Below are 22,455 nucleotides of genomic sequence, written 5' to 3'. Positions count from 1 at the left end.
ATACCTGGATTGTCATTGAATACCCAGCTCTTTCAGAAGAAGTTTTCTTGCACCAAGAGAGACATGGTGAGCAAGTTCGATACATCGTCTTTCACTCAGAGATTCCTGGTATTTGAAATCACTGGAGAACATACTGTCAATAACCCATTGAGGTTTATTGTACATATCACCTGCTTCTGTGACAATAGTACCACCGAACTTCAGTTCTGAAACAGTCTCTTCAACCATCGTCACAACATCCGGAATATCCGGCGAGGACTTGCTCCTGAATGATCTTATGGCTATCTGTTTAATCTTTTCGATGTGGTCAGCTGTAACAGAAGCAGCAACAGCCGCACATACCATTAGATATTCATCACCTGTCTTATGACGTCCTGAAATATCCACTGCGATTATATCAAACATCTGCTAAAGCAAAGACAGGTATATTATATAAGTTTGAGCAGAATCTTTACATTTTGATCCTGCCGATGTCAATATACTCGATACCGCTGGCATACTCCACGGCATATAGCATCTGTTTGCGGACACTGTTGGCAAGCCTTACGGCCCTGGACATGAGAGGAAGGAAGAATTCATAGTCATGCGGGATTGCATGGACAAGATACTCTGAGTGAGGAAGTTTGATGAGTGATTTGACTTCGTTGTACACCCTGAAATGAGTACCGAACTTAAAACCGGTCTTTGGAACAAATCCCCTGCTGCGAAGATCTACATAAGTGATATACTTACGCATAAAATCTGGATCAATAGAAGATGCTATTCCTGAAAATCGCTCGTGGCTGAGAATACTACCCTCTGTGCCATCAATGATAGTTATGATATCCTGCTCCAGCAGGTATGCGGATTCTACAAGGGATAACTGGAGACGGTCGTCATCAAGAGGCTTGCCGTAAAATCCATTTTCATAAAGCAAATGCGAAGCATCTTTATCCCATACAAGGACACGGTCCTCAAGCATAGTTGCAGGAACAGGCTCATCCTGAGATGGAAGGGCATCCATGCTGCCTTTTATATCTGCTATTTTGACCTCATAATAAGTGAGATCACTTTCCTCATCTACAATAGCAAGTACCATTTGCTTGCGAACGTTTGCAGCTGCACTGTATTGGGAAACCAGATCCTTTAGAAGCATCGGGATACGCTCGGACCTTACGTAGACAAACATCTTTGCCTGGGTCTTGCCGGGATGACCTCCCCTTGGATATACCCTGAAGTCCGTAACACTGGGCTGGACATAATAACCCCTCTCACGAAGGTCCTTGTAAACGATATATTTCAGTTCAAAGAACTGTTGTCTTTTAGAGGCTTCTGTGAAAAACTCCTGAAATGTAAGGGTCTTTTCATCCACCTCGATCTCAAGCCTGTTCTTGTAAAGCAGATATGCAGCCTCAACAAGTGTAAGTTCAAGAACATCGCCCTTTGGACGCCCGTAATACCCGGTATTATACAGCTCATTAATAGCCTGTTTCCCGGCTTTTACCCTATCTTCTACAAGTTTTCCAATCAAAAAATTCACCTTAAATAAATAAGAATATGCATACTAATGTCTATGGATTGAAATATTGAACTACCTATTTAACCATAGTCCCATATTTTTGGGTACTTATTACACACCAATTATGTCAATTATTAGTACGTACGAATGCTAAGTTTATTATTTAATAGCTTTGGACATTTGAGCCATTATTAGATTATTTCGTGCAGCAGAATAATAAGAAGGTAATGTCGAATTCCATGCGGAACCTATTGGCTTTTCGCCCGAAACATTACACAACGTACGAATACTAATGATTCGGACAGTTCATATCCAGTTCATATCCAGTTCATATCTTCAGTTGTAGTACCAGGTAACAACAATATAGTTCCAGGACACCAAACTTATCCTTAAGGATCTTGCACAATTCATGCGAGGGCATCCCATTGTAAACAAGAAAAAAAGGATACTGATTTTTATTTTTAATATCAACTGAATGTATAGAGACAAAATAATGGTTGAGAAAATGCCATTATGACATTTCCTCATATTCTGGGCTTTCGACTTTTCCCATGAAAAGTATGCAGCCCGTCCTCTTATCTTCTATGAAGAACATGAAAGGATGATCTGCCGTAAACTCATATTTATAATAAGGTAATGAGTCATAACTTGCGATTTCTGTTGCTGCAGCAGCTTCAGTTCCTTTTTCATCCACACTAATGTATGCCTGATGAACCACTTCGGTTATGGATAAACCACTAGTGTCACTGATGCCCGAAAAATCAGCCACATCCGAAGAATCAAAGGCGTCAACAATTCCCATATCCTGTAATGGTCCATTTAATTCAGCCCTTGCTTTGAATGTGAACTTTGGCAACAGGATTTTAACTTCATAGGAATTAAGTTTATTTTTTAAAGCATTGTAATAATTAGACGTAAACTCATTTTCGAAATCTTCAATGTTATTTTCAGATGGAAGAATAATGTACATGCTAATATCATCACCCCTATATGGTAATTCTAATATCTGTGCGTTTTCATCTTTTCCATAACTGTATGTCCCTATGGCATACATTGTATCAACTTTCTTCTCCTGCCCGTCGGAAAGACGAAATACTCTTTTTCGTGTATCAGCTTCTTTAAATTCTTGTAGCCACGTACCATTAAAATAGACGGCATTGGTAATTATCAGCTTTGCAGGTCCATCAAAGCATCCTTCAGCCAGTAGATTTTTTATTTTATTATTGGTTTTATTCTCAACCCAACTATTGATAATAAGTCTAGACTCTCCCGGTTGCCCTGCAAAATCAAGCGGAGTTATCATTCCACCATAGTAGTTTTTCACAGTTGAGGTATATTGTTCATTCAATGGATAATCTTCACGAACCCATAGGGCATTTGCAGTTTTAAGATCATATGCACCGTTGTTAGAATTGATTGTATCTATCATCTCTTTTGAACTTCCTTCAAGAACCGGTTTGCTGAGAGGATAGTAAAATACATTTGATATCTGGTCTTTTGTAGAACCTTCAGATCCATCATAGCATATTGCCATTGCAGTGAATATACTATAGGGTGAAAAGCAGACATTTTCATCGTTATTATTTATGATTGAATAAATATCAAAACCAAAGGCATTGTTCGCAGCTGCGATATCATAATCTTCAACTGTGTCAGCATATATCGTAGAATCTACATCTAAAGTATTATCGTTGACAGATGATTCATTAGTTTCTATAATGACTATATTTGGCAGACCCTCTGAATTTGATGAAATCTCCGTTTCTGATGAATTATTGGCATTTGTATCTTCAATACACCCTGAACAAAGCAATACGCTAAATATAAGCATTATCAATAACATTATTCTATTTATCATGACAAAACCACTATTTTTTTATACTAGAGTATAATTTTTCTTTTATTTAAGTTCTTTTAAATGAGACTGAGTGGAGATGTTGGTATGATTTGTACAACCAAGGATAGATAAAGTGCAATCCAACAAAAAGATATAGTAACACGTTCCATTGTGTTGTGTTGTTAGTGGGGCATATATTATTTCAAAAAATATTACTCGGAAGAGGTAACATGAAGTCAAAGCCCAATGAAAAGAAAAGAGCACCTGAAGACAAAGATTCAATAGTCGTTCCAAAATATGACGATGATGCCAACTATAAACCCATGCTCCGAGGTGTGATTAATACCCACTGCGATTATGATGGCGGCAAGGTTGAAGGTCACCAGGAGTGATGAGATCAGAAGGCTCTGGTGAGATATATTGACACTTCTGTTTTTTAAGTACCCAATCTGATCGGATAATACGAGGACTTTCTAAAGGTACTCTCCATTACATGAAGAAGAATACTGAAGCTGATAAGCCATTCACACTTAATGCTCATGTTAGGGAAAGGTTGGAGATGTGGGAAGAGGTTTGAAGAGAATAAATTAGATAGATTCAAGTAAATTGATAGCAAACATTGATAAAAGGTGGTTAATTGGGTATGGAACGCACTCTTGAAACAGATTATGATTTATCATCAAATGTTACTGTGATACTTCCATGTTTTAATGAAGAAACTTACATAAAAGGCATAATAAACTCTATTCATAGCTTTGGTTTAAACAATATAATTCTAATAAACGACGGCTCAGCGGACAATACAACAAAAAAAGCAAAAGAAGCAGATAAAAACATAGTAGTTATAGAAATTTCCAACAATTATGGACACACTAAAACTCTTTTATCAGGAATGTATGCTGTCAAAACAGAATATGCACTAATTCCAGAATATTCACACAATATCGAAAGGTATGACAAGCGATATCTTTTGAATTTTATTAGATTTGGAATTGAAGGTAGGCATTCTCTCCTATTGCCTGAAAAAGACCCATTTCTCAGAAAAAAAACTATATATGATTTTTTCAACCCAAAAATATCTTCCTTTTTACGAAAAAAATATGGCGTTATTCTTCTGGAACCCCGTTTAGATTGTGTTCTAGTTGGTCCATCGTTGTTAGAAAAAATTAAAATGGGCACCTTGGGAAATGAGTTTATTATGTTAGAGCTGATTCGTATTGCTGCAAGAGATAACTTAAAAATTGGAACTTACAATCTTGGACCCTTTGTACCCTTTCAATACCGCCATAGTTTACTAGACTCTTTTAGAGAAAACTATCAGGTATATAATTACTTAAGGATAGCGTTTCCAACAACGAGAGTTCAAAATATTAAAGATCAAATTATTGTAGCTATAGTAATATTTCTATTACTTCGTATTATTGAAACCATTTTTTCTAGATTGACATTCATTTTTAGCTGATTTTATGCCCATGACATACGGCCAAACACACTCTCCGAAAACTTTAATTGTTAGATGATATCATTGTTTTTGAACAAGCGTACAAAAAATTATAGTTACCTATATCCCCTTACAAACATGCGAAGGGTATGATTCGAACCAAACTCACTCGATTATATGCTCCATCCTGAAAAACTCTTTACTCAATATATTTCTAGCACTTTACAAAATACAAATGCTGCCTGTCAGGACAGTACATATCCAATTCTACTTTCATCCTCTGCAGCAGATCACAGCAGTACCTGGAAGCAACACCATAGTAATTTTTGAGTAGCTTGCAGAACTCCCCGGTGGTCATGCCATCGTACATGTGGCCTTTGAGTTCGCATATTATACAACTGGCCAGTTCTTCCTCAGACACTGTATCTGCGATCTCAATGTCTTTGATCGTTTGGCGCTCGGTGTGCTCTTCGCCATTAACCATTACTTCTTTTTTGATGCGGAAACAAACATCATGATAACATGTTCTATTTTCGTATGGGCACTTGCTTTTTATGAACATATTACTCACTGTCAACTCTTATAGCAACTGATATTTCCCCGCCCACTGAATTTGTATAGTCGCTGATTACCTTCTGGTTGGTTGTAGCCACAAAGACCTCTCCATAACAATAAACTTCCAGGTTGTCTTCGTGATTGATGACCCAATCCCTGAACATCTCTATTAACTCTGCTTCGGTAATTTCAACTTTAGAAGGATGTATATCTTCGCAGTTTGGACATTTGCTCTGGAAATTAAAAAATATGGCCATGTTATCACACCTGTATATTTTATACGGAGTGCATGTTGACAATGCCATATAAGGGCAAGCCAAGTAGAGTGAAAGTAATATTTATTTGAGTTCTCTACCAAGAATATCGTCAGTTACGTATTCTTCAGTAGCGATTACAACAGGATTCTTTTTTGTGGTTTCTTTAGGTGAAACTGTCTCTTTCTGCTTCGTGTTTGTTACTGATAGTGACTCACTGATAATTGATTTAATCAGAGCCTTGCCATCGGGACTTTTCAGGTAATCGGAGATGTGTTCTGCAACAGCTGAGCTCTGTTGTTCTCTGATGGTAGACTCGTTGCGTGCCAGGAACTCTGCAACCGCCAGAGAAACGATATTTGACTGACTCCCATATTTTCCAGTTTCTGCGAGTGTAGCAACTCGCTCGATGAGATATTCATCCATTGCATATGATTTTGCTACTTTCCTTCGCCCAGACTGTACCATGTGCAGTAGTTAGTTGTTAACCAATATAAAAGAAGTTACAAACTGGTTAGTAACTATGTTAACAATAATTTTATATACGTTGTTTAACTAACTGGTTATCTAACAGGTTAGTAACATGACAGTACAATCAGACAAACTCAGGTATGTAGGATTCTATGCCCCGCGTGAGATGGTTGATAGAGTAGAAACTTTGTCGAAAAATGGTAGGTTCGTGAAGAAGAGCGAGGTACTGAGAGCTGCCATCGTTGCCGGACTGGATGTAATAGAAAGGAATTGAAAAAATGAGTAAGAGAAGATGTGAAGTTAAATCGTTCTCGATGGACAAAATGACCCTCGATGACTTGGAATATCTGATAGGTTCGCACTACTGCAACAAATTGGGGCAGAGTGATCTTGTATGTGGCCTCATCAAACACGCGGCTGCAGAAGCAAGAATACTGACGAACATGAAAACAACTGGGCACGAGATCACAATCCCTCAGGGCTGGTTCGGTGGTTCTGCCGGTATATCAATGGTGGTACCAGCATGAGCGACATACCTGAACACATCCGCCAGAAGTGTAAATATGAACTTGACCGTGCCAAACCATCTACTATACTGGCCATGGAGAATGGTTCAGAAGTAGAGCGCCAGATCATCGCTGACCTGAGAAGATACGCAGGAGAGGAGTAGATGCCCGTACCATACAGTGGCCAACTCGAAGAACAGATCGAGAAGTACGACCTCCGCTATGATGATCAAATAGGACTTTTCCAGGAACAGAAGTTTGCCGACGACGTCCAGGAGCCTGAAGATTATCTTACAACCGTACAGCGAATACTTGCAGAGGTGGACTGATGGCCTCCCGACGCAGCAGAGGGCGTGGAGTCACTCCGGGTACGGTCCGTGGAACAGACAAGAACTGGCTCTCTGATGGCATGGACGAACGTCGCCAGAATCACGCAGAGGACTTTTGCAAGTCTGCCCTCGGCCAGTGTACGACCTGCAAAGTATGCGGCAGCAAACAGGCACGCTGTGTCGATGCAAGGGTCACTGACGGCAACGGTGCAACCTCCAGCTGGAGATGTGATGCATGTGGCCAGCAATTCATCCGGAACATCTCACCCGAGAAGATGGCACAATACTACCAGGAAGATCTGCACGTGATGCTCACCGCGAGAAAAGCACAGGAGGCCAACGCATGACCTCCCTTCCCATCCCTCAGCTGAGCGGATTAACCCGCAGCATGTATCCGGGCATACAGGAACTGGTCAACGCCCGCAAATGTCCTCAATGTGAAGCCACGATCGACCCCGACAAAGAGTTTCGTGACGGCCGGGCCATGAACGAATACATGATGACAGGCCTTTGCCAGGCATGCCAGGACAAGATCTTCGAAGACGGGGACGAATAATGATAGACATTGCCCTGGTCACACGGAAATCCTGTCCGCGATGCAACTCTATCTCCATCATACGCAGGATCCGTCTGGGAGGATATAGGTGTGGAAACTGCGGATGGACGGGTACGGCGGTGCAGCTAATATCCGTTGGGCTCAGGCAGGATCCTCCAACCGGACCTGGGCGTAGGAATGGCCATGTCGACCATAGATACGCAGTTGGTATAGCTGCTCATACAAGAGTTTCTCCTGACCGGTTGTCCCGGATCAGGCAGCTCAAGAGAGAGAATCCTCATGCCAGTGCCCGGACACTTGCGATGATAGGGCATGAAAGCGAATACGCAGTCCTCAAAGCCCTTAAAAATTGTGACCCGGAGGAACCCGACTCCACATGAGTTCCTCCATTACCTCCGTTTTTGATGATACTGGTGTCCAGGTGCAGCGTCCGATTCCTGCAATCATCATTGTCCGCAACGGTACTGTTCTGTACCACCCAATAACCCCATATTCACACAGCCGTTGCGGACTCCTTCGAAAATAGGTGAATAAAATGAATGACACAGAAGTAGAAATTGCAATAGACCTGAACAAGGTCCCAAGAGGCGTAATGCGCAACCACATCGACCCATGGAAAGATTACGACGAAGAAGATATCCGCTCTTTTATGGAGTACGTGAGCCTCAAAATATCTCAAGCACCTGAAGGAGCACACGTAATTGTATACGGAAAAGCACCCACCCCGGTGGCCATGAGAGTTGGTGCACTGCTCTATTCGATGAGCGATGACGTGACACACTCCCTTGACTTTCACGGGAGGAAAGAGATCATTGTTGGTGGAGAAGTGATGTGAAATGGAAAAAACACACACAAAAGAGGATCTCATGGAGCTCCTTGTAGCTGAGAATATACGATCAGTTCGTGAAGGCATTCTTCGACATCTTGACGAACGTAAGGTACCAGCCATCCTTGGGCATGCGGCTATAATGACCATAGACGACGACATCCGCGCAAATCGGAATAAGGAAGAACTTGAGAGGGTCTGCTGCATTGTAGATACTTTCCATGAAAGAGTAAGGATCGCCAAAGTAATGGCGCAGGGGGAGAACTAAATGGCCAACGAAGCAATCCAAGTATTGTTCGTCGAATCCGGCCTGGAAGAGACCCTGACATACACCGAGTTCCTTGACAGGACAATCCAGACCAGAGAGGATATCGGTGATATAGACATCGTGGCAGCTGCCAGGGCTGTGATCAAGATCCTCGGCGGATCCCTACGGGAAGCACACGACGAACACGTCGAACCGGTAGAACTGGAGTTCCCATACTCTGTGAACACCCAGTTCATCACCCATACTCAGACCTATGAAATATCCACAAAAGTAGGTGCAGAGGTAGACTCAAAAGGCAACATCAAACCATCTGCACAGGTCACCATCTCCCGAAAGCTGGAGAGTGGTGAAGAAGTCTACGAACTGATCCATGCAGATATGAAGCGCGGGCTGGAAGAGATCTCAAGTGCAATTGCAGAGGTCCTCAAAAGAGGTGGTCAGTGATGGCAATGCAACTCAACAAAGAGGCTCTTGTGCCTATCCTGGAATCAGCCGGATTCAAGAAAACAAACCATACAGTATGGATGATAGACAAAGAAGGAACTCCGTATGGCGTGGATTTTAGTAAGCATGTCATATTCAGATATGAAGGCACAGAAAGGATTTTTGAGGACACTGAAGACCCATATCTGAACACACTCAAGGAGATGTGTGTGAATGGTACTGTTGGTGCAGGCAAGGGTGCGGCCTGTGAAATCTGCAATACGACTGTGTCATTCAGTCTGGCAGAATCTGCCCGCAAGATGTGGGGTCAAATACTCTGTGCAGCGTGCTGTACCAAGGCAAATGCACACGGAGGAATTCCCCCTGCCGTACTGATCATCGGATGGGAAGCCTATGAGAAGCAGAAGCAGTTGGAAGAAACCCCAGATGATGAACAGAAGTTTGCCGACGACGTTCAGGAGCCTGAAGAATCTCCCAGGGAGAATAAGGCCCCTGAAAATAATAAGCCTGTCGATGAACCGGTACCAGATATCCCCCAACATGTCGCAGTATACTCCATTCCTCTACAGCCAATAAGAGGTATCAAAGGCCTAATACCCCAGCTGTGCGAATGCGGGCACATCAAAATAGGCATCAAAGGAAAGACGACCACGTCAGGAAAAGGAAAACAATTCCGGCCACCACAGAAACTGGATCATTTCGTCATCACGACAATGCAGAAGGAAAATGATGATTTCGTGGAAGATACTGCCATAATGGCAAAACTTGGACCAAATTGCACAGAGATCCCGGTGATACTACTATACGACGAACCATCTCTCAACTTTTTCACCTCCCTGGCTCACTATGATTCAGCACAATGCCAGTGCCGTGGAAATGGCGAGATCGCCGTAAAAGCAGACGGCACACAGATACCATGCAATCCTGATACGTGCGACTATGCACTGCATAAACTGTGCAAACCAAATGGTGTGCTCTCTGTTGTACTGCAGGATGCTCCCCGGGTAGGAGGAGTCTGGAAGTTCAGGACCACCGGGTGGAATTCCATCAGAAACCTCATGTCTTCGATAGAATTCATCCACGGCATGACCGGTGGCAGACTGGCAGGCCTCCCATTAATGCTCACCCTGCAACCAAAAACCACAGTGATCCCGGGAACTCGAAATATCACTACTATCTACATGGTGAACATCGAATACCGCGGAACAATAGGAGATCTACTGAATTGTGCTGCAACCAGACTGGCAACTCCCGACCAGATAGCACGCATTGAAGCAAAAGCAGCGACTATGTTGGCATTGCCTGAATCACCAGAGGAATGTAGAGACGTCCAGGAAGAATTCTACTCTGAAACGGTGGTGACAGCATGAGTATATTTTCCATAGACCGAAACTGCAATGCAAGAAAACTGCAGGACAGGTGTGCTGATCTACACCTCTCAATTTCAGGATATCTGAGCTCATCCGGACATAACTCCGCTGAGGCAAGAGATATCCTTATAGAATCCATCGCAGACGTTGAGATCTTACTGGATGAGCTCAAAGGCGGACTTGACTGCCATGATGTTGTTGACGCGCTTATTGCAGAGAAGATATCCGAGGAGGCGGCGGAATGAATCTTGATAGAACCTTCCTCATATCCGATCTTCCGGAGAAGGTCAGCAAACCTATTCGTGAGCTTACCAAAGAACATGTGATCGGTCTTGTGGCCGACTACAATGATGCACTTCGATCGCAAGGACAATACCTCGAAGTACCTGATCAGGAAGAGCTTGCCAGGCATCTCTTTGAATCTGCAAAGATCAAGCTCAAGATCGCAGCTGTTGTTGACGAGGACAAGCTGAGCCAGTGGCACATATACCCAACAGACGCCAACCAGAGTAGATTGGACGAGTACGAAGATGCATACCGCAGAAGGCAACAAGCTGCAGCTGAGCAAGGAGGTAGTTCTCAATGAGCTCAGAGATATCCAGTCTACCTTCAGACCACATACTTTGCCCGTACTGTGGCAGTATCAACCAACCGTCTCCAGTTCCATCTTTTACCCCCGGCAAGGTTGATTATGAGATGTATGGCTGCAGGACATGTAAACTGCCAATTGTGGTTGAGTCAAAAGTGGAAATCGTGAGAATTCCAAGACGAGTGGAAGGCGTTGAGCAGATACAGTGTGCGGACTGTGGCGGACTGTTTGCCGGCCACGAAGTGAAGTACATAGATCATGCATTTCACTGCAGGAGTTGTCTGGAAGAATGTACACATGGAACCCATCCAGACGATGAGCAATTCCTATGTTCCGGATGTGGCACTCTGCATAGCACCACTGATGGAACACTTTCTGAAGATGGTGGCAAAATATGCAAGGGGTGTTTTGAAATTGAGCTTGAAGAGCGTGAGAGGAATAAAGGACTCCAGAAGTGTGGTTCCTGTAAAGAGATGATTCCACGTAAGCAAATAGTATTCAGGGACGGATATCTGCTTTGCCCCGCATGTCTCTCTGAACGTGAACAAAGCACCAAATCTTGTGAACAAATACCGACTTCAGATGAACAGGACTCATATGTTGATGAACAAACACCTGTAAAAGAGGAAGAAACCCTCCAATCAGATGAACAAAATGAACAATATATCAATCTCCCTGGGTCAAAAACAGTATCCTATCGCATAGATGGCGATTCCGTCAGCCTGCGGTACAAGAGTAATGACTGTAACACATACACATTCGATGTGATATGGGATATTGTAGATTCCACACCGTCTAATTGGATGAAACGTATCGACAATATGTTGAAGGCAGAACAGAACTGCATTCAAAAAGCAAGTGCTTTGAATCAGTTATGCAAGGCGATCAACCTTGGAACTGTCAAACTCCCTGGATGTGATGCATAATGTGCTGCTGGACACGATTCATAGAAGAGTGGAACAGGGAACATCCAAAAGACGAAGACACGGGTGATGAATGATGGCCTTGCTACTCACTGAAGCAGAGTACGCCCGCCTACGTGACCACATTAAGTTAGGCGACAGGATATCCTGTAGTACAAAGAAGCGTCACACAGGAGGAAGGACAAGAAAAAGCATTCCATACAAAAATTCACATCCTTCCTCTGTTGTGAAATCAAAGGACTTCGGTAGACGAGATATCGCATACGAGGAGGAAAAATGGGTTTCAACCATGGTTCGTTGTCAAGTTCGCAACGGACGTGCATATGTTCAATCCGGTATCGTAGTGTCAAACAACATTATTGCGATTAGTTCCCCCCTTGGAGAGGTGAGTCCCGATGAGCAGCCACCTGTCAGCTACTGAATGCAGACGCCGTGGATGCGAACACCTTGAAACCGTCATCATCGAAACGGTGAAAGGACCTCGGAGAAACTCGTTCTGTAATGTCACTGGCAAGGTTCCTGGAAACATGTCAACGTGTCCACTGGAGGGAAAGCAATGACCGGAGTAGATCATAAACTACTCCATCCAGGGATGAGAGTATTATACCATTCATGGAAGGGAGGGCCTGGAAAAGAGTATATAGTGTGTAGCGAACCACGTGAACTCCAACTCGGTACGTGGGTAGTAGACCTGAAGGGCAAGTCAGGATGTGTAGGCGTAGATTTCATCTCCAAGATACTGGATGTGACAGAATGAAGGTACTTGCAGTACGCCAACCCTGGGCTGCCCTCATCGCTCAAGGATACAAGTGTATGGATATCCGGTCTACTGACTGCCACTATAGGGGTCCGGTTGCCATCTATGCAACCCGCGGAAACGTCCGGAGGAAAGATAAGATCTATTTCAAGAACATCCTGGGAGCAAGTGGATTTGAGCAGCAGAACCGTGGATATCTCCTGTGTGTAGCGGATATTACAGGCACAATAAGGTTTGACACTCCGGAGAAATTTGCTGCATATTCTGAGTGCCATTACTGCAGTCCATTTTCTTTTGTTTCTGGACAGTATGGCTGGATCCTGTCAAACGTCCGGGAGCTGGACCGACATATCCCTTACAAGATGCCAAAAGGCTGTGTGAACTGGTCAAGAGTCAATGATAGTGTTGTGAATGCGAACCTAAACCAATACTATCCTGTCACCCAGGGAGTGGAGGCATGAATCGTACGCTCTCAAATACCGTTGCATCCAGAAACGGCAGGTCAATGGAACAATCCATACTTCACTACATGGGCTTGCAGCACGAAGGACAGCCAGTTGATTCCTCCCTGCAAGGACATCCCCTTGAGATCAAGTCTTGTCAGACGAATATCATCGATTCATACAATTCGAATGGTCGCAGATCTGGACGGTTTGTATTCGATTCTGAGCAGCTATCTTACCTCACATCGAATGACGGTTTTTTCGTTTTCATCGTACACGAGGATCTGGTCGTACATCATACATGGATGATGAAGGCCGGGCTTGTGCGGCTGCATGAGTTTGACGGTGTCCGGAGCGTACCATGGACAACTGTAAGGAGGTGGTTAAATTGAATTTTGAATCCAACCTTCCTTTAAATGCAGGTACTCTCAAAGAACAGTTTGTGTATCCAAAGAACACTGCTCTGAAAGACTCATACGTCACCCTCCTGGGGATGATGAAGCTTCAGAAGAAGATTCGGTTCTACGTGCATGAGTGTGTTTTTGCCATACTTGAGCAGAAAGGATGGATCACGGAGCACAACCCTGGAGATCCTGACAGCAAGCAGGACAAGAACTGGAAAAAGGCCAAGAACTATCTCAAAGTCTTAGAGAATCCGTACTTCAGGTTTGTAGGCCCTGGGGTAATAGAGCTCAGGGCATTTGATGCTGCTACAAAGCGCCAGGTAACCAATTTTGACCAGTTCTTCAAAATGTGTGCTGAGGATATCCACATGTCAGAGTACACCAGCTGTGATGAAGAAGTGATCTTTGAACCATGGGATGATGTTCTGGCGTGCAAAGAGCTCTCCAAAGAAGATGCATTATTAATTATCCATGACGTCGAGATGATGAATTTAGCAATGCCTCTGAAAAAAGATATTCTTGAAAGTAAATTCGAATCTGACTATGCCAGACAAGAATACATCGAGAAAATTGTTGAAAATGATAGTTCCTCAGAAGGTGTAGAGGTGTAAACATTATAAATTGGTGCGGGTATGCGTACACAATACGCATACTCTAAACCCCCCAAACCCCCAATAAATACGCTATGCAGCGAACGTTCGCCTTTTAAAAATAGTAGATACTATTTTTACGCATATAGTATGTGTACACATAGTATACGCATAGGCGAACAGGATATACTCCACACACATCCCAGGAGGAAAAATGAAAGTTCATATTCATTTGAATGTTGATCATGAGAAAAAAATATTGTTTGAATCATTAAAACCAGTTCATGGTAAAACATTCTCTGATATTCTCGAAGAGGGTCTGGATGCATGCCTGTCCATAGTGGCCCCGTCCAAACTCATAGAAGAAGAGATAACACAGGCAAAGGCGAAGTTAATGGAACTTGAGCAGAGTCTTATGACAGTGAGAATGATTGAAAAGCAGCAGAAACTTGAACAAAAAGTGACCAAACAAAAAGAGGATCATGTGGATGGCTATCTTGAGGATATGAGGAATCAGAAGTTTGAGGAATTCAAAGATAGTACAATCAAGCTCTGGAAGAAAGGCGGGATTAACTGGCCTCGTACTGTTGATCTCTATCAATTCAAGAATGTTGCTGAAGCAAAGGAATGGTTTGCCCGGAAAATGGCGGAGGTGGATTCATGACATTCATACCCGTCTCCAGGCGTTGCCATGAATGCAACAAACTTGTCCACGTAGTTGCGAGGGACCAGAAGGAAGTCACGTGTACATGTGGAGCGAAGTACAAAGTCTTTAGGGAAGGGCGGTACCTTGAGAAGATTTCCTCCGGAGCGGAGATAGAAGAAAGATCTCCCTGGGAGAAGTTCGAAACGAATCATGATTCGAACCAAAACGAATGAAGTGAATCAACCATGGCTACAAATAAAATTATAAAGTTTAATCTTGAAACCCGTGCTGTTGATCTTCAGGAGAAGAAAAAGCCATATGCTGAAATTGCAGAGCTCCTATCCAGCGAATCCGGGGAGGATATCACACAGTCCTCAGTGCAGCGTTTCTTTGCCTCCCGGGAGAAGGAGAAACAGATAGCTGTTGCAAAGTCCGACAAACTCAAGGCCAGAGTCGCGGAGGCAGAGATCAACACTATCGACGAGGCCATGGCATGTATTGGCGAGCTCAAGGATATCTGTAGCCAGGCAAAAGAAGAAGGGGATTTCCGGACTGCTATCCAGGCGATTGACAAGATCTACACAGGCCTGGACATTGTCAACAAGGTCCTAGGCAAATACAAAGTATCTCTTCCGGAAAGCAACTGTGGAGTAAACATTATGTTCTACTTGCCAGGAAACAACCGCGACGAACCAAAGATCGTAGGTGCAGGCCATGGCGATGAAAATTAAACCCCAGCCCGGGCCACAAGAAACATTTCTCAGCACACCCGCAGACGTGGCCCTATATGGTGGCGCAGCTGGAGGGGGCAAAAGCTTTGCACTTCTCCTTGAGGCACTTCGTCACATCAACCATCTTGGATATAGTGCTGTTATCTTCAGGAGGACATCTGTGCAGGTCCGAAATGCAGGATCCCTGTGGGACACGTCAGAATCACTCTATCCTTTTGCAGGTGGCCATCCAAGTGAATCAACTTTAGAGTGGAACTTCCCAGCTGGCACACGTGTCAAATTCGCTCACATGGAACACGAGAAGAACAAACTCGACTGGCAGGGGTCTCAGATCGTCCTGATTGGTTTCGATGAGCTCACACACTTCACGGAATCGCAGTTCTTCTATATGCTCTCAAGAAACAGATCTACCTGCGGGATCCGGCCATACATCCGGGCTACAACAAACCCGGATGCGGACTCGTGGGTGGCAGAGTTCATTGATTGGTACATTGGAGAAGACGGATATCCAATCAGGGAACGCTCCGGAGTCATCCGCTGGTTCATCCGAATTGATGGAACCATGATATGGGGTGATTCAAAGGAAGAGCTGATGGAGAAATACCCTGGCACCCTTCCAAAGTCTTTCACATTCATTTCTGCAAAACTGGAAGACAACCAGATACTGATGCAGAAAGACCCATCGTACAAAGCTAACCTGGAGGCACTTCCATTTGTGGAAAGGGAACGACTCCTGGGAGGTAACTGGAAAGTTAAGCCGGCGGCGGGACTCTACTTCAAACGCGAATGGTTTGAGGACAAGTTCATTGATGCGGCTCCGAAGTGTTCCAGATACGTGAGATTCTGGGACTGTGCGGCCACGGAAGCCAAGAACACAAATAATCCTGACTACTCGGTGGGTGTTCTTGCGGGAGAGCTTACTGGCAAATACTATGTACTCGATGTTCAACGGTTCAGGAAAAGTCCGGGTGCAGCAGATGAGCACATGAAACAGACAGCATATTCAGACGGCCGTGATGTTATGGTTCGGGAAGAGGAAGAGCCGGGTAGTTCAGGAAAGCGAGTGATAGCAACCCATGCAACAACCATCTTCAAAGGTTTTAATTTTCTCGGTGTGAAATCAACCGGTTCAAAGGTTGTCCGGGCTGGTCCGGTGAGTGCTGCTTGCCAGAATGGAAATGTGTACATCGTTCATGGATCATGGAACAACGAGTTTCTGTCAGAGCTTGAGGGATTCCCCGAACGTGCTCATGATGATCAGGTTGATGCTCTGTCGGGGGCATTTAATTCGCTGTTCCATAAGCCTGCAAAAGTGCCCACGTTTAGTCCCGGTTTTGGATTGTCAGGAGGACTGAGAATATAATTCAACTTTCCTTTATATACTCACATCCTTAACCATTTCTTCATGTCGCTATTCAATAAACTATTTTCAACTACTTCCCCCACTCCAACATCAAAGAAAAGCACCCCAATTGGGGCACATGTTGGTGACGATCCCTACCAAACATACATCACCACATTGGCATGGATAAAGGAAACCAAAGCCAAAATGCCTGACGGTTCTGTGTTTGAAGTTACTCCCTCAATGAGAGAAGAAGCATTCAAATCAGATCCTCTTTTGAAAGGTACCATCACACCATTCCTAATGAACAGTCTGTTGGGCAGTTATGTCCTCAACACAGCGGACAACAAGAAATTCCAACCAGCAATCAAGGAAATCAGGCAGTACCTGGTAGAAATCGGTTTGCTTGCTGCGTTCAGAGACGATTTCAAAGACTATACAATCATCCATGGTCATTCGTTCAGGAGAAAAGACCCCAACAACGACAGTATCGAACGCCTTGCGCCTCTAAAGAATTCCACAATCGCGACTTATAGGGACCCATGGGACTCAACTGTCGCTGCATATCATCAGAAAATCTACGTCAATAATTCGTGGACAGAGAACTCATCCACAACTGAATACAACACCTGGTTCATCCCGGGGGGGAAGATGTATGTGGAAGGGGAGGTCAGTGATCCGCGAGCTCTTGATATATTTGGCAGTATCAAAGAGAAGTATGGTATCACTGACACTACTAACCTGAGAGTGGATTCAACCGATCGCATCATTGCAATGCACAGAGTAGAACCTGGTGAGCCTGCACCAATCGACAGCGCAATCCTTGCAATCTGGCTCAAGCGTCTCCTTCTCACAAACTCTCCTAACATCATCTTTAGAGTGCTCTCTCCCTTTGTACACATCAAAAATGGACTTGTCCTCGAGGTCACCGGTGCAGATGGCGGTAAGGATCTCATCACCACTGTGCCACAGCAACCCCCGGCCGGAATGGAAGAGACAGACCCTGAACAATACGCTGCTCAAAGCTCAATGTACAACACGTGGATCAGTGCCTGCAAAACAGCCGCAGCAAATGTTTTGAAATCACTCAAAGATGGAGGGGTGTTTTCCTCAGGGCCAGACACTGAGATGCAGGTCATTGAGTCCGGTAGGTCTGTCCCGTCTGCATTCATCAAAACCATGCTCGATCTTCTTGATCAGGAGATAGGGCAGGCATTCGGTTTCCCTGTTGCCCTGGTCAAAGCCAACGGTTCGGAGCTGGCAACATCACGGACTATCCTGGAACTGTTCAATACTACTTATGCAGGCGTGAGACATGACTACGAAGTTGTCGCAGATGAACTTATCCGGGATAAGTTTGCAGGGAAATCATGGACATACTCAGTTCCAGGGAAAGACGACACCACGGAAACAGGCACATTCACGTTCGCAGATATGGAATGCAGGTTCCAGCTCGACACAGTAGATGTGAAGGATCGCCTGAGTGAAGCACAGGCAAAGCTCACGGATGCTCAGACCCTCCAGGCCATCAAGTCAGTTGGTGCTGGCCGGTCAGATATCCAGGCACTTGGGGAAGAGGCTGGCTTTGGTGTCCTGGACCTGGACAACTTTGACAATACTCTAGTCGATACAGGACAACTATCTGCCCAGGAAGATCTTAATACACAGGCAATCACGAGTACATCAAGGGAAGATCTGACACCATCCGAATCAGATGAGAGTGACCTGAAGGAAGATCTCCTGAAAGCCTACAAGGACATCCAGAACGACTTCCAGGAGCTGGTATAATGGACTTCCGGACAACTATCACGTGGTATTGCGTTGGCATGGTTACGGCCATGATCTACATATGTGGACTGATGGTCAATGCCCGCTGAAACCATCCAGGACCTGGAAGGTCAGATAGACCAGCTCATTACCAGGTTGAACATCCGGATGAGAGATATGGTCGCTCTGAGATTAGCAGCTGCTTTTGTGGCAGGATCCCGGAACCTCACGTCAACGGTTTATTCTGCAGATAAGGAAAGACTTTCACAGGTCCAGCAGAATGCTATCAAGCGTCTATCTGCTGAACATTTTGGATATATTTCCGAGTTTAACAGGGCAGCCGGAGAGCAGATCAAGGACAGGGCAAGAGAACTTCTTACAGAAGGCAAAGGATATGCAGATATCTCAAAGGAGGTACGGGAATATGCCAAAGGTGTTTTTGGTGGCAGCGAACGTATCATAATCAACCATGTAGGTCAGACAAGGACTGTTATCCAGGTAGGGAAGAACGGAACACTCAGAAAGATCGAAAAGAAAATCACAAAACCATACGTCACCAATTCAAAGGCATATGCTGACATGTTGGCCAGGACTTCCACACACTCTGCCTGGGAAGAAGGCAGAGCACTGGAATACCAGAGAATGGGGTTCAAGTTCTGGAGGTTCACTGGTCCGTCTGATGAAAGGGCCAGGGACCATCATATTGCAGTCCTGGGAAGGGTATATGAATATGGCACCGAACAGTCAGACCTTGCCCTACAGCTGCTGCATGAGCCAAACTGCAGGCATCGACAAATCCCATTTTTCAACGATGAAGATCTTGATACTCCACAATCCTTTTATGACGAAATCAAGAGGAAATCAGGACTGTACTGGGACGAGGAAGCAGGGGAATGGAATTTCAGGAGGAAGACAGTTGACTTTGGCACCACTCCAAAGAAGGAAATTCCATACACGATGCGCGAAGACCTCACAGGCGGCGAGAAAGAGCATATAGGGACCTGGCAGAACGAATCAAAGCCTATTAATGCAATCCCTAGAAAAATAGAGGCAGTCACAAAAGATATGACTGTGGAGGAAGTCGAGCGATACACAGGTATCGGGCTGGTACTCGAAAGTATTGTCAAGAAGAGCAAGCTCGAAGACGATATGGTTCTGAGGCGAGGCATCGGGGAACCAATCATCTCCCGGATCAAGGCAGGAGAGATAGAGCTACGCGACCACGGCTTCTCCGCATTCTCTTATCATGATGGAGTGCCAATCAGGTATGCGGAGTTAGTTAAAGGGGATGACGGGGTATGGGAGAAGCACTTCTTTGAGATGAAAGCGAAGAAAGGCCAGACTGCGCTATTCATCGGAGACACCAACGGGCACTATGATTCGGAAGTATTGTTTGCAATGGGGACTACTTTTTATAGAAAAAAATCCAAGTCTATGATGGTATCAGAAAACGGCGGAACTCTTCGATACGTATATCATACAGTTGAGCTAAACGAGTGATGTCATGGCTAAAAAAAATAAATGGGCAAAGGACAGCGGGGAACGATTTGTGATGAAAGGTCCAGGAATTATTGGGAAAAAAGGCCAGATTAGCCCCAGGGCCGCCGAGGAAGGCGAAAAACACTTCCTCGAACTTGAAAAACTGTGGGGTGTCAAGTTCGAACCGTACCCTCTTCCGGGTGACCCGGGCTACGACGAAAACAAACAGTAACTTATTTTTTCAACTTTCCTTTTTATACTGCATGCTCTGACTCTAGAGTATGCTAATTTCAACAATTCTATCCGAAAAACCACTCATCGAAGGTAACTCGGTCACATTGCCCATGGTTAAAGTAGGCACAAAAGCTTATGACCGCAAAGGCAAGGAGTATGCCCTAACAAAAGAAGCATTGGAATCTGGTGCAGAATCCTGGATTAACGGAATTGTCACAATCAACCATATGGTCAAGGAAAAGGGTAAGATAACAAAGTCCTGGTTTGAAGATCCTTATGTATACGCTACTTTTGAGGACCTTTCCCAGGAAACCATTGATGCTATCAACTCAGCTGCATACAGAGGGGTGTCCCAGGAATCAGAGCCATTGGAAGTCAAAGGATCAGATATCCTGAAGCTTAGGGGTACAGGAAGTACTTTCGTATTCTATCCTTTCAAACCAGCCTGCCCGATGAAGGAAGGGTGTGGTCTACCAATCGTATCATGTGATCCAGATTTCAACTTTCCTTTATATACTCATACTGAAAATTCTGAAGTAGATACTCCCGGAGGGGTAAACATACCAGAAGACGCAACAAAACTTGAATCAACTATCTCTGACCAGAAAACAGAGATTGAAACACTCAAGTCCACTATCGAGAAGCTCCAAAAGGAGTCTATCGCAAAGGACGAGAGCCTGAAAAGCACAATCGATGCAGCCGTCAAAGCAGGCATCGAGGGAATACTCAAATCAACACGGGAGCAGGCAGAAAGAGAAGCGGTCATCACCGAACTCAAATCGTGTGTTTCAGATGAGACCATTGCATCCTTCAAAGACGTTCACGTGGATGTTCTGAAAAGCACACTCGCAGCCATCCGAGAGAGTGTAGGCAAGCGCATCGGTGCATCTGCAGGAACTGGTGTCCAGAGCACAACCAACGAGGTAGACTATGCCAGCCTCGGTGTAACATCAATTGAGGTGGAATAATGGCAGTTGGAGACCTGAAGGGCGAGGAATGTGTCGTTATAACAGTAACTGCCGGCACCACTGTCACAAAGGGGCAGGTAGTACACCTCGAAGCAGACGGGAAATGGGACCCAGCTGTCCTCACAGACGCTGGCAAGTTTGGAGTAGCAATCACAGGTGGAGCAGACACCGAAACCATCAGCGTGTGCATATGGGGGAGGGTAGAAGTTACCTCAACCGCCGCAACGATTGCAAAGGGTGCAACCGTGATGGCTGGATCAACCGGTCTTGTAGTCGCATCTGATTACGGGGTATACGGCGAAACACTTGGAACAGCAATGGAGGCAATTGGATCTTCCTCTGCTGGAACTGTATGGATAGGGCTGGTGAACTAATATGGCTGGAACAATTACACCTACAAACATAGATGGCTCACTTGATGCCAAAAACATAGCAATGAGGGTGCTCAAAGGCGCTGTAGAACTCACTGACCTCGCACCGATGTGTATGAGTGTTCAGGTACCGGAACTTGTAGCAACCATTCCAGTATACAGTGTGCCATCTGGGAACGAAGATCTCGAGCCGATGGAAGAGTCTGATATCGGTGGTTCCGATTTCACAAAAGTGGACTTCGACCTCAAAAAGGACCGTGTCAAAGTCGCGGTCACTGACGAAGCCAGGTACAAAAGCAGAGCCGGGGATCCCCTCACCCTTCAGATAAGTGGTGCATCCGACAGGCTTGCTCAGCTTCTCAACAAAAAGATCGTCGCAGCAGCAAAAACCACTCCGCAGACAGACGCCGGGGCAGATTGGTCAGGCGCAAACAATCCACTTGTAGATCTTGCAACAGCAATTGCTGCACTGAGGCCATACAAAGCAGACTACTGCCTGATGGGAAGCACTGCATTTGCCAACTACACCGGAAAAATCAGCATTCCAACCGCGAGCCAGATAGGAAATGCTGTTTCTGTGATACCTGGGTACAACATCCCTATCATGGTGTCAACGGAAATGACAGCCGACTCCGCCGCCGTGGTTGCATCCAGAGCACCGGGCATGGTGATAGGCAATGGTCCGGTCAAGGTTCGCAGAAAGGACCTTATGAGTGGTGCTGAGGTGTACCAGATTGACGTCTGGAGAGAGGTAGTTTCCAACATCCACGACACTGGAAGCACGACCAACAAGGCAGTCTATGTGCTCACCGGCCTGGACGGCTAACCCCGTCCTCTGTTTTTCGGGTGAACTATC

Annotated in this window: 39 protein-coding genes; 33 read left to right on the top strand and 6 right to left on the bottom strand. The window is 44.9% G+C overall.

What is annotated here, in order from left to right; all coding sequences use genetic code 11:
- Positions 1–12: 12 nt before the first annotated feature.
- The 3 genes from BB781_RS02675 to BB781_RS02665 form a co-directional block, all read right to left on the bottom strand.
- The gene (locus tag BB781_RS02675) at positions 13–405 is read right to left on the bottom strand and encodes a DUF2209 domain-containing protein (protein WP_094226962.1); all 393 of its coding nucleotides are present in this window, start codon (positions 403–405) and stop codon (positions 13–15) included.
- A 46-nt stretch (positions 406–451) separates the two neighbouring features.
- Positions 452–1,510 carry a tRNA-intron lyase gene (gene endA / locus BB781_RS02670; RefSeq protein ID WP_094226961.1) on the bottom strand — a complete coding sequence of 353 codons (1,059 nt, stop codon included), beginning with the start codon at positions 1,508–1,510 and terminating at the stop codon, positions 452–454.
- Positions 1,511–2,009: 499 nt separating this feature from the next.
- Positions 2,010–3,356, bottom strand: a complete 1,347-nt coding sequence (locus tag BB781_RS02665; protein ID WP_094226960.1) for a serpin family protein — start codon at positions 3,354–3,356, stop codon at positions 2,010–2,012.
- Positions 3,357–3,565: 209 nt separating this feature from the next.
- On the opposite strand from BB781_RS02665, the gene BB781_RS15545 reads away from it, so the two are divergent.
- Positions 3,566–3,727 carry a hypothetical protein gene (locus BB781_RS15545; protein ID WP_164997747.1) on the top strand — a complete coding sequence of 54 codons (162 nt, stop codon included), beginning with the start codon at positions 3,566–3,568 and terminating at the stop codon, positions 3,725–3,727.
- A 251-nt stretch (positions 3,728–3,978) separates the two neighbouring features.
- Positions 3,979–4,797: a glycosyltransferase gene (locus tag BB781_RS02655; RefSeq protein WP_094226959.1), complete on the top strand. Its 819-nt coding sequence runs from the start codon at positions 3,979–3,981 to the stop codon at positions 4,795–4,797.
- A gap of 193 nt (positions 4,798–4,990) precedes the next feature.
- On the opposite strand, the gene BB781_RS02650 is transcribed toward BB781_RS02655, so the two are convergent.
- The 3 genes from BB781_RS02650 to BB781_RS02640 all read right to left on the bottom strand — a co-directional run bounded on the left by BB781_RS02650 (position 4,991) and on the right by BB781_RS02640 (position 6,053).
- Complete coding sequence (locus BB781_RS02650; protein WP_094226958.1) at positions 4,991–5,338, bottom strand: hypothetical protein; 348 nt, start codon at positions 5,336–5,338, stop codon at positions 4,991–4,993.
- A 1-nt stretch (position 5,339) separates the two neighbouring features.
- Positions 5,340–5,588: a hypothetical protein gene (locus tag BB781_RS02645; protein ID WP_094226957.1), complete on the bottom strand. Its 249-nt coding sequence runs from the start codon at positions 5,586–5,588 to the stop codon at positions 5,340–5,342.
- 81 nt (positions 5,589–5,669) lie between these two features.
- The gene (locus tag BB781_RS02640; protein WP_094226956.1) at positions 5,670–6,053 is read right to left on the bottom strand and encodes a hypothetical protein; all 384 of its coding nucleotides are present in this window, start codon (positions 6,051–6,053) and stop codon (positions 5,670–5,672) included.
- 115 nt (positions 6,054–6,168) lie between these two features.
- On the opposite strand from BB781_RS02640, the gene BB781_RS15540 reads away from it, so the two are divergent.
- The 31 genes from BB781_RS15540 to BB781_RS02510 all read left to right on the top strand — a co-directional run bounded on the left by BB781_RS15540 (position 6,169) and on the right by BB781_RS02510 (position 22,425).
- A complete protein-coding gene (locus BB781_RS15540) occupies positions 6,169–6,330 on the top strand; it encodes a hypothetical protein (RefSeq protein ID WP_164997753.1) in 162 nt (53 codons plus the stop codon).
- 4 nt (positions 6,331–6,334) lie between these two features.
- Positions 6,335–6,583 (top strand): hypothetical protein, encoded by a 249-nt coding sequence (locus BB781_RS02635; protein ID WP_129582613.1) that lies wholly within the window; start codon positions 6,335–6,337, stop codon positions 6,581–6,583.
- Positions 6,580–6,726 (top strand): hypothetical protein, encoded by a 147-nt coding sequence (locus BB781_RS15535; RefSeq protein ID WP_164997752.1) that lies wholly within the window; start codon positions 6,580–6,582, stop codon positions 6,724–6,726. Before BB781_RS02635 ends, BB781_RS15535 begins: the two co-directional genes overlap by 4 nt.
- Complete coding sequence (locus BB781_RS15530) at positions 6,727–6,891, top strand: hypothetical protein (RefSeq protein WP_164997751.1); 165 nt, start codon at positions 6,727–6,729, stop codon at positions 6,889–6,891.
- Complete coding sequence (locus BB781_RS02630) at positions 6,891–7,238, top strand: hypothetical protein (RefSeq protein ID WP_094226954.1); 348 nt, start codon at positions 6,891–6,893, stop codon at positions 7,236–7,238. The genes BB781_RS15530 and BB781_RS02630 overlap by 1 nt, the downstream gene beginning before the upstream one ends.
- The gene (locus BB781_RS02625; RefSeq protein WP_094226953.1) at positions 7,235–7,447 is read left to right on the top strand and encodes a hypothetical protein; all 213 of its coding nucleotides are present in this window, start codon (positions 7,235–7,237) and stop codon (positions 7,445–7,447) included. The genes BB781_RS02630 and BB781_RS02625 overlap by 4 nt, the downstream gene beginning before the upstream one ends.
- Positions 7,447–7,827 (top strand): hypothetical protein, encoded by a 381-nt coding sequence (locus BB781_RS02620; protein WP_094226952.1) that lies wholly within the window; start codon positions 7,447–7,449, stop codon positions 7,825–7,827. Before BB781_RS02625 ends, BB781_RS02620 begins: the two co-directional genes overlap by 1 nt.
- A complete protein-coding gene (locus BB781_RS15525) occupies positions 7,824–7,973 on the top strand; it encodes a hypothetical protein (protein ID WP_164997750.1) in 150 nt (49 codons plus the stop codon). Before BB781_RS02620 ends, BB781_RS15525 begins: the two co-directional genes overlap by 4 nt.
- Before the next feature lie 9 nt (positions 7,974–7,982).
- Positions 7,983–8,282: a hypothetical protein gene (locus tag BB781_RS02615; RefSeq protein WP_094226951.1), complete on the top strand. Its 300-nt coding sequence runs from the start codon at positions 7,983–7,985 to the stop codon at positions 8,280–8,282.
- A gap of 1 nt (position 8,283) precedes the next feature.
- Positions 8,284–8,541 (top strand): hypothetical protein, encoded by a 258-nt coding sequence (locus tag BB781_RS02610; protein ID WP_094226950.1) that lies wholly within the window; start codon positions 8,284–8,286, stop codon positions 8,539–8,541.
- Complete coding sequence (locus tag BB781_RS02605) at positions 8,542–8,985, top strand: hypothetical protein (RefSeq protein ID WP_094226949.1); 444 nt, start codon at positions 8,542–8,544, stop codon at positions 8,983–8,985.
- Positions 8,985–10,355 carry a recombination directionality factor gene (locus BB781_RS02600; RefSeq protein ID WP_094226948.1) on the top strand — a complete coding sequence of 457 codons (1,371 nt, stop codon included), beginning with the start codon at positions 8,985–8,987 and terminating at the stop codon, positions 10,353–10,355. Before BB781_RS02605 ends, BB781_RS02600 begins: the two co-directional genes overlap by 1 nt.
- On the top strand, positions 10,352–10,600 hold the full coding sequence (locus BB781_RS02595) for a hypothetical protein (protein WP_094226947.1): 249 nt from the start codon (positions 10,352–10,354) through the stop codon (positions 10,598–10,600). Before BB781_RS02600 ends, BB781_RS02595 begins: the two co-directional genes overlap by 4 nt.
- A complete protein-coding gene (locus BB781_RS02590; protein ID WP_094226946.1) occupies positions 10,597–10,941 on the top strand; it encodes a hypothetical protein in 345 nt (114 codons plus the stop codon). Before BB781_RS02595 ends, BB781_RS02590 begins: the two co-directional genes overlap by 4 nt.
- On the top strand, positions 10,938–11,870 hold the full coding sequence (locus tag BB781_RS02585; RefSeq protein ID WP_094226945.1) for a hypothetical protein: 933 nt from the start codon (positions 10,938–10,940) through the stop codon (positions 11,868–11,870). The genes BB781_RS02590 and BB781_RS02585 overlap by 4 nt, the downstream gene beginning before the upstream one ends.
- A gap of 73 nt (positions 11,871–11,943) precedes the next feature.
- The gene (locus BB781_RS02580) at positions 11,944–12,288 is read left to right on the top strand and encodes a hypothetical protein (RefSeq protein WP_094226944.1); all 345 of its coding nucleotides are present in this window, start codon (positions 11,944–11,946) and stop codon (positions 12,286–12,288) included.
- Entirely contained in the window at positions 12,263–12,427 is a 165-nt protein-coding gene (locus BB781_RS15520) for a hypothetical protein (RefSeq protein ID WP_164997749.1), read from the top strand. The genes BB781_RS02580 and BB781_RS15520 overlap by 26 nt, the downstream gene beginning before the upstream one ends.
- Complete coding sequence (locus tag BB781_RS02575; RefSeq protein WP_094226943.1) at positions 12,424–12,624, top strand: hypothetical protein; 201 nt, start codon at positions 12,424–12,426, stop codon at positions 12,622–12,624. The genes BB781_RS15520 and BB781_RS02575 overlap by 4 nt, the downstream gene beginning before the upstream one ends.
- Positions 12,621–13,085 (top strand): ASCH domain-containing protein, encoded by a 465-nt coding sequence (locus tag BB781_RS02570; RefSeq protein WP_094226942.1) that lies wholly within the window; start codon positions 12,621–12,623, stop codon positions 13,083–13,085. The genes BB781_RS02575 and BB781_RS02570 overlap by 4 nt, the downstream gene beginning before the upstream one ends.
- Positions 13,082–13,459 (top strand): hypothetical protein, encoded by a 378-nt coding sequence (locus BB781_RS02565; RefSeq protein WP_094226941.1) that lies wholly within the window; start codon positions 13,082–13,084, stop codon positions 13,457–13,459. Before BB781_RS02570 ends, BB781_RS02565 begins: the two co-directional genes overlap by 4 nt.
- A complete protein-coding gene (locus BB781_RS02560) occupies positions 13,456–14,082 on the top strand; it encodes a hypothetical protein (RefSeq protein ID WP_094226940.1) in 627 nt (208 codons plus the stop codon). The genes BB781_RS02565 and BB781_RS02560 overlap by 4 nt, the downstream gene beginning before the upstream one ends.
- 193 nt (positions 14,083–14,275) lie before the next feature.
- Complete coding sequence (locus BB781_RS02555) at positions 14,276–14,725, top strand: hypothetical protein (RefSeq protein ID WP_094226939.1); 450 nt, start codon at positions 14,276–14,278, stop codon at positions 14,723–14,725.
- A complete protein-coding gene (locus BB781_RS02550; protein ID WP_094226938.1) occupies positions 14,722–14,940 on the top strand; it encodes a hypothetical protein in 219 nt (72 codons plus the stop codon). Before BB781_RS02555 ends, BB781_RS02550 begins: the two co-directional genes overlap by 4 nt.
- Before the next feature lie 12 nt (positions 14,941–14,952).
- Positions 14,953–15,438, top strand: coding sequence for a hypothetical protein (locus BB781_RS02545; RefSeq protein ID WP_094226937.1), 486 nt, complete (start codon positions 14,953–14,955; stop codon positions 15,436–15,438).
- Positions 15,422–16,801, top strand: a complete 1,380-nt coding sequence (terL, locus tag BB781_RS02540) for a phage terminase large subunit (protein ID WP_094226936.1) — start codon at positions 15,422–15,424, stop codon at positions 16,799–16,801. Before BB781_RS02545 ends, terL begins: the two co-directional genes overlap by 17 nt.
- A gap of 42 nt (positions 16,802–16,843) precedes the next feature.
- Complete coding sequence (locus BB781_RS02535) at positions 16,844–18,568, top strand: hypothetical protein (protein ID WP_129582612.1); 1,725 nt, start codon at positions 16,844–16,846, stop codon at positions 18,566–18,568.
- Positions 18,569–18,646: 78 nt separating this feature from the next.
- The gene (locus tag BB781_RS02530; protein ID WP_094226934.1) at positions 18,647–20,047 is read left to right on the top strand and encodes a phage minor head protein; all 1,401 of its coding nucleotides are present in this window, start codon (positions 18,647–18,649) and stop codon (positions 20,045–20,047) included.
- A 4-nt stretch (positions 20,048–20,051) separates the two neighbouring features.
- Positions 20,052–20,258, top strand: coding sequence for a hypothetical protein (locus BB781_RS02525; RefSeq protein ID WP_094226933.1), 207 nt, complete (start codon positions 20,052–20,054; stop codon positions 20,256–20,258).
- 49 nt (positions 20,259–20,307) lie between these two features.
- Positions 20,308–21,228, top strand: a complete 921-nt coding sequence (locus tag BB781_RS02520; RefSeq protein ID WP_129582611.1) for a hypothetical protein — start codon at positions 20,308–20,310, stop codon at positions 21,226–21,228.
- Entirely contained in the window at positions 21,228–21,602 is a 375-nt protein-coding gene (locus BB781_RS02515) for a capsid cement protein (protein ID WP_094226931.1), read from the top strand. Before BB781_RS02520 ends, BB781_RS02515 begins: the two co-directional genes overlap by 1 nt.
- Position 21,603: 1 nt before the next feature.
- A complete protein-coding gene (locus BB781_RS02510; protein ID WP_094226930.1) occupies positions 21,604–22,425 on the top strand; it encodes a hypothetical protein in 822 nt (273 codons plus the stop codon).
- Positions 22,426–22,455: the final 30 nt, after the last annotated feature.

Origin of the sequence: Methanolobus psychrotolerans (assembly GCF_002243045.1) — an archaeon.
Lineage (GTDB): Archaea > Halobacteriota > Methanosarcinia > Methanosarcinales > Methanosarcinaceae > Methanolobus > Methanolobus psychrotolerans.
Note: the sequence above shows the minus strand (reverse complement) of the source record. Positions and strands in the feature narration are given on the sequence as shown.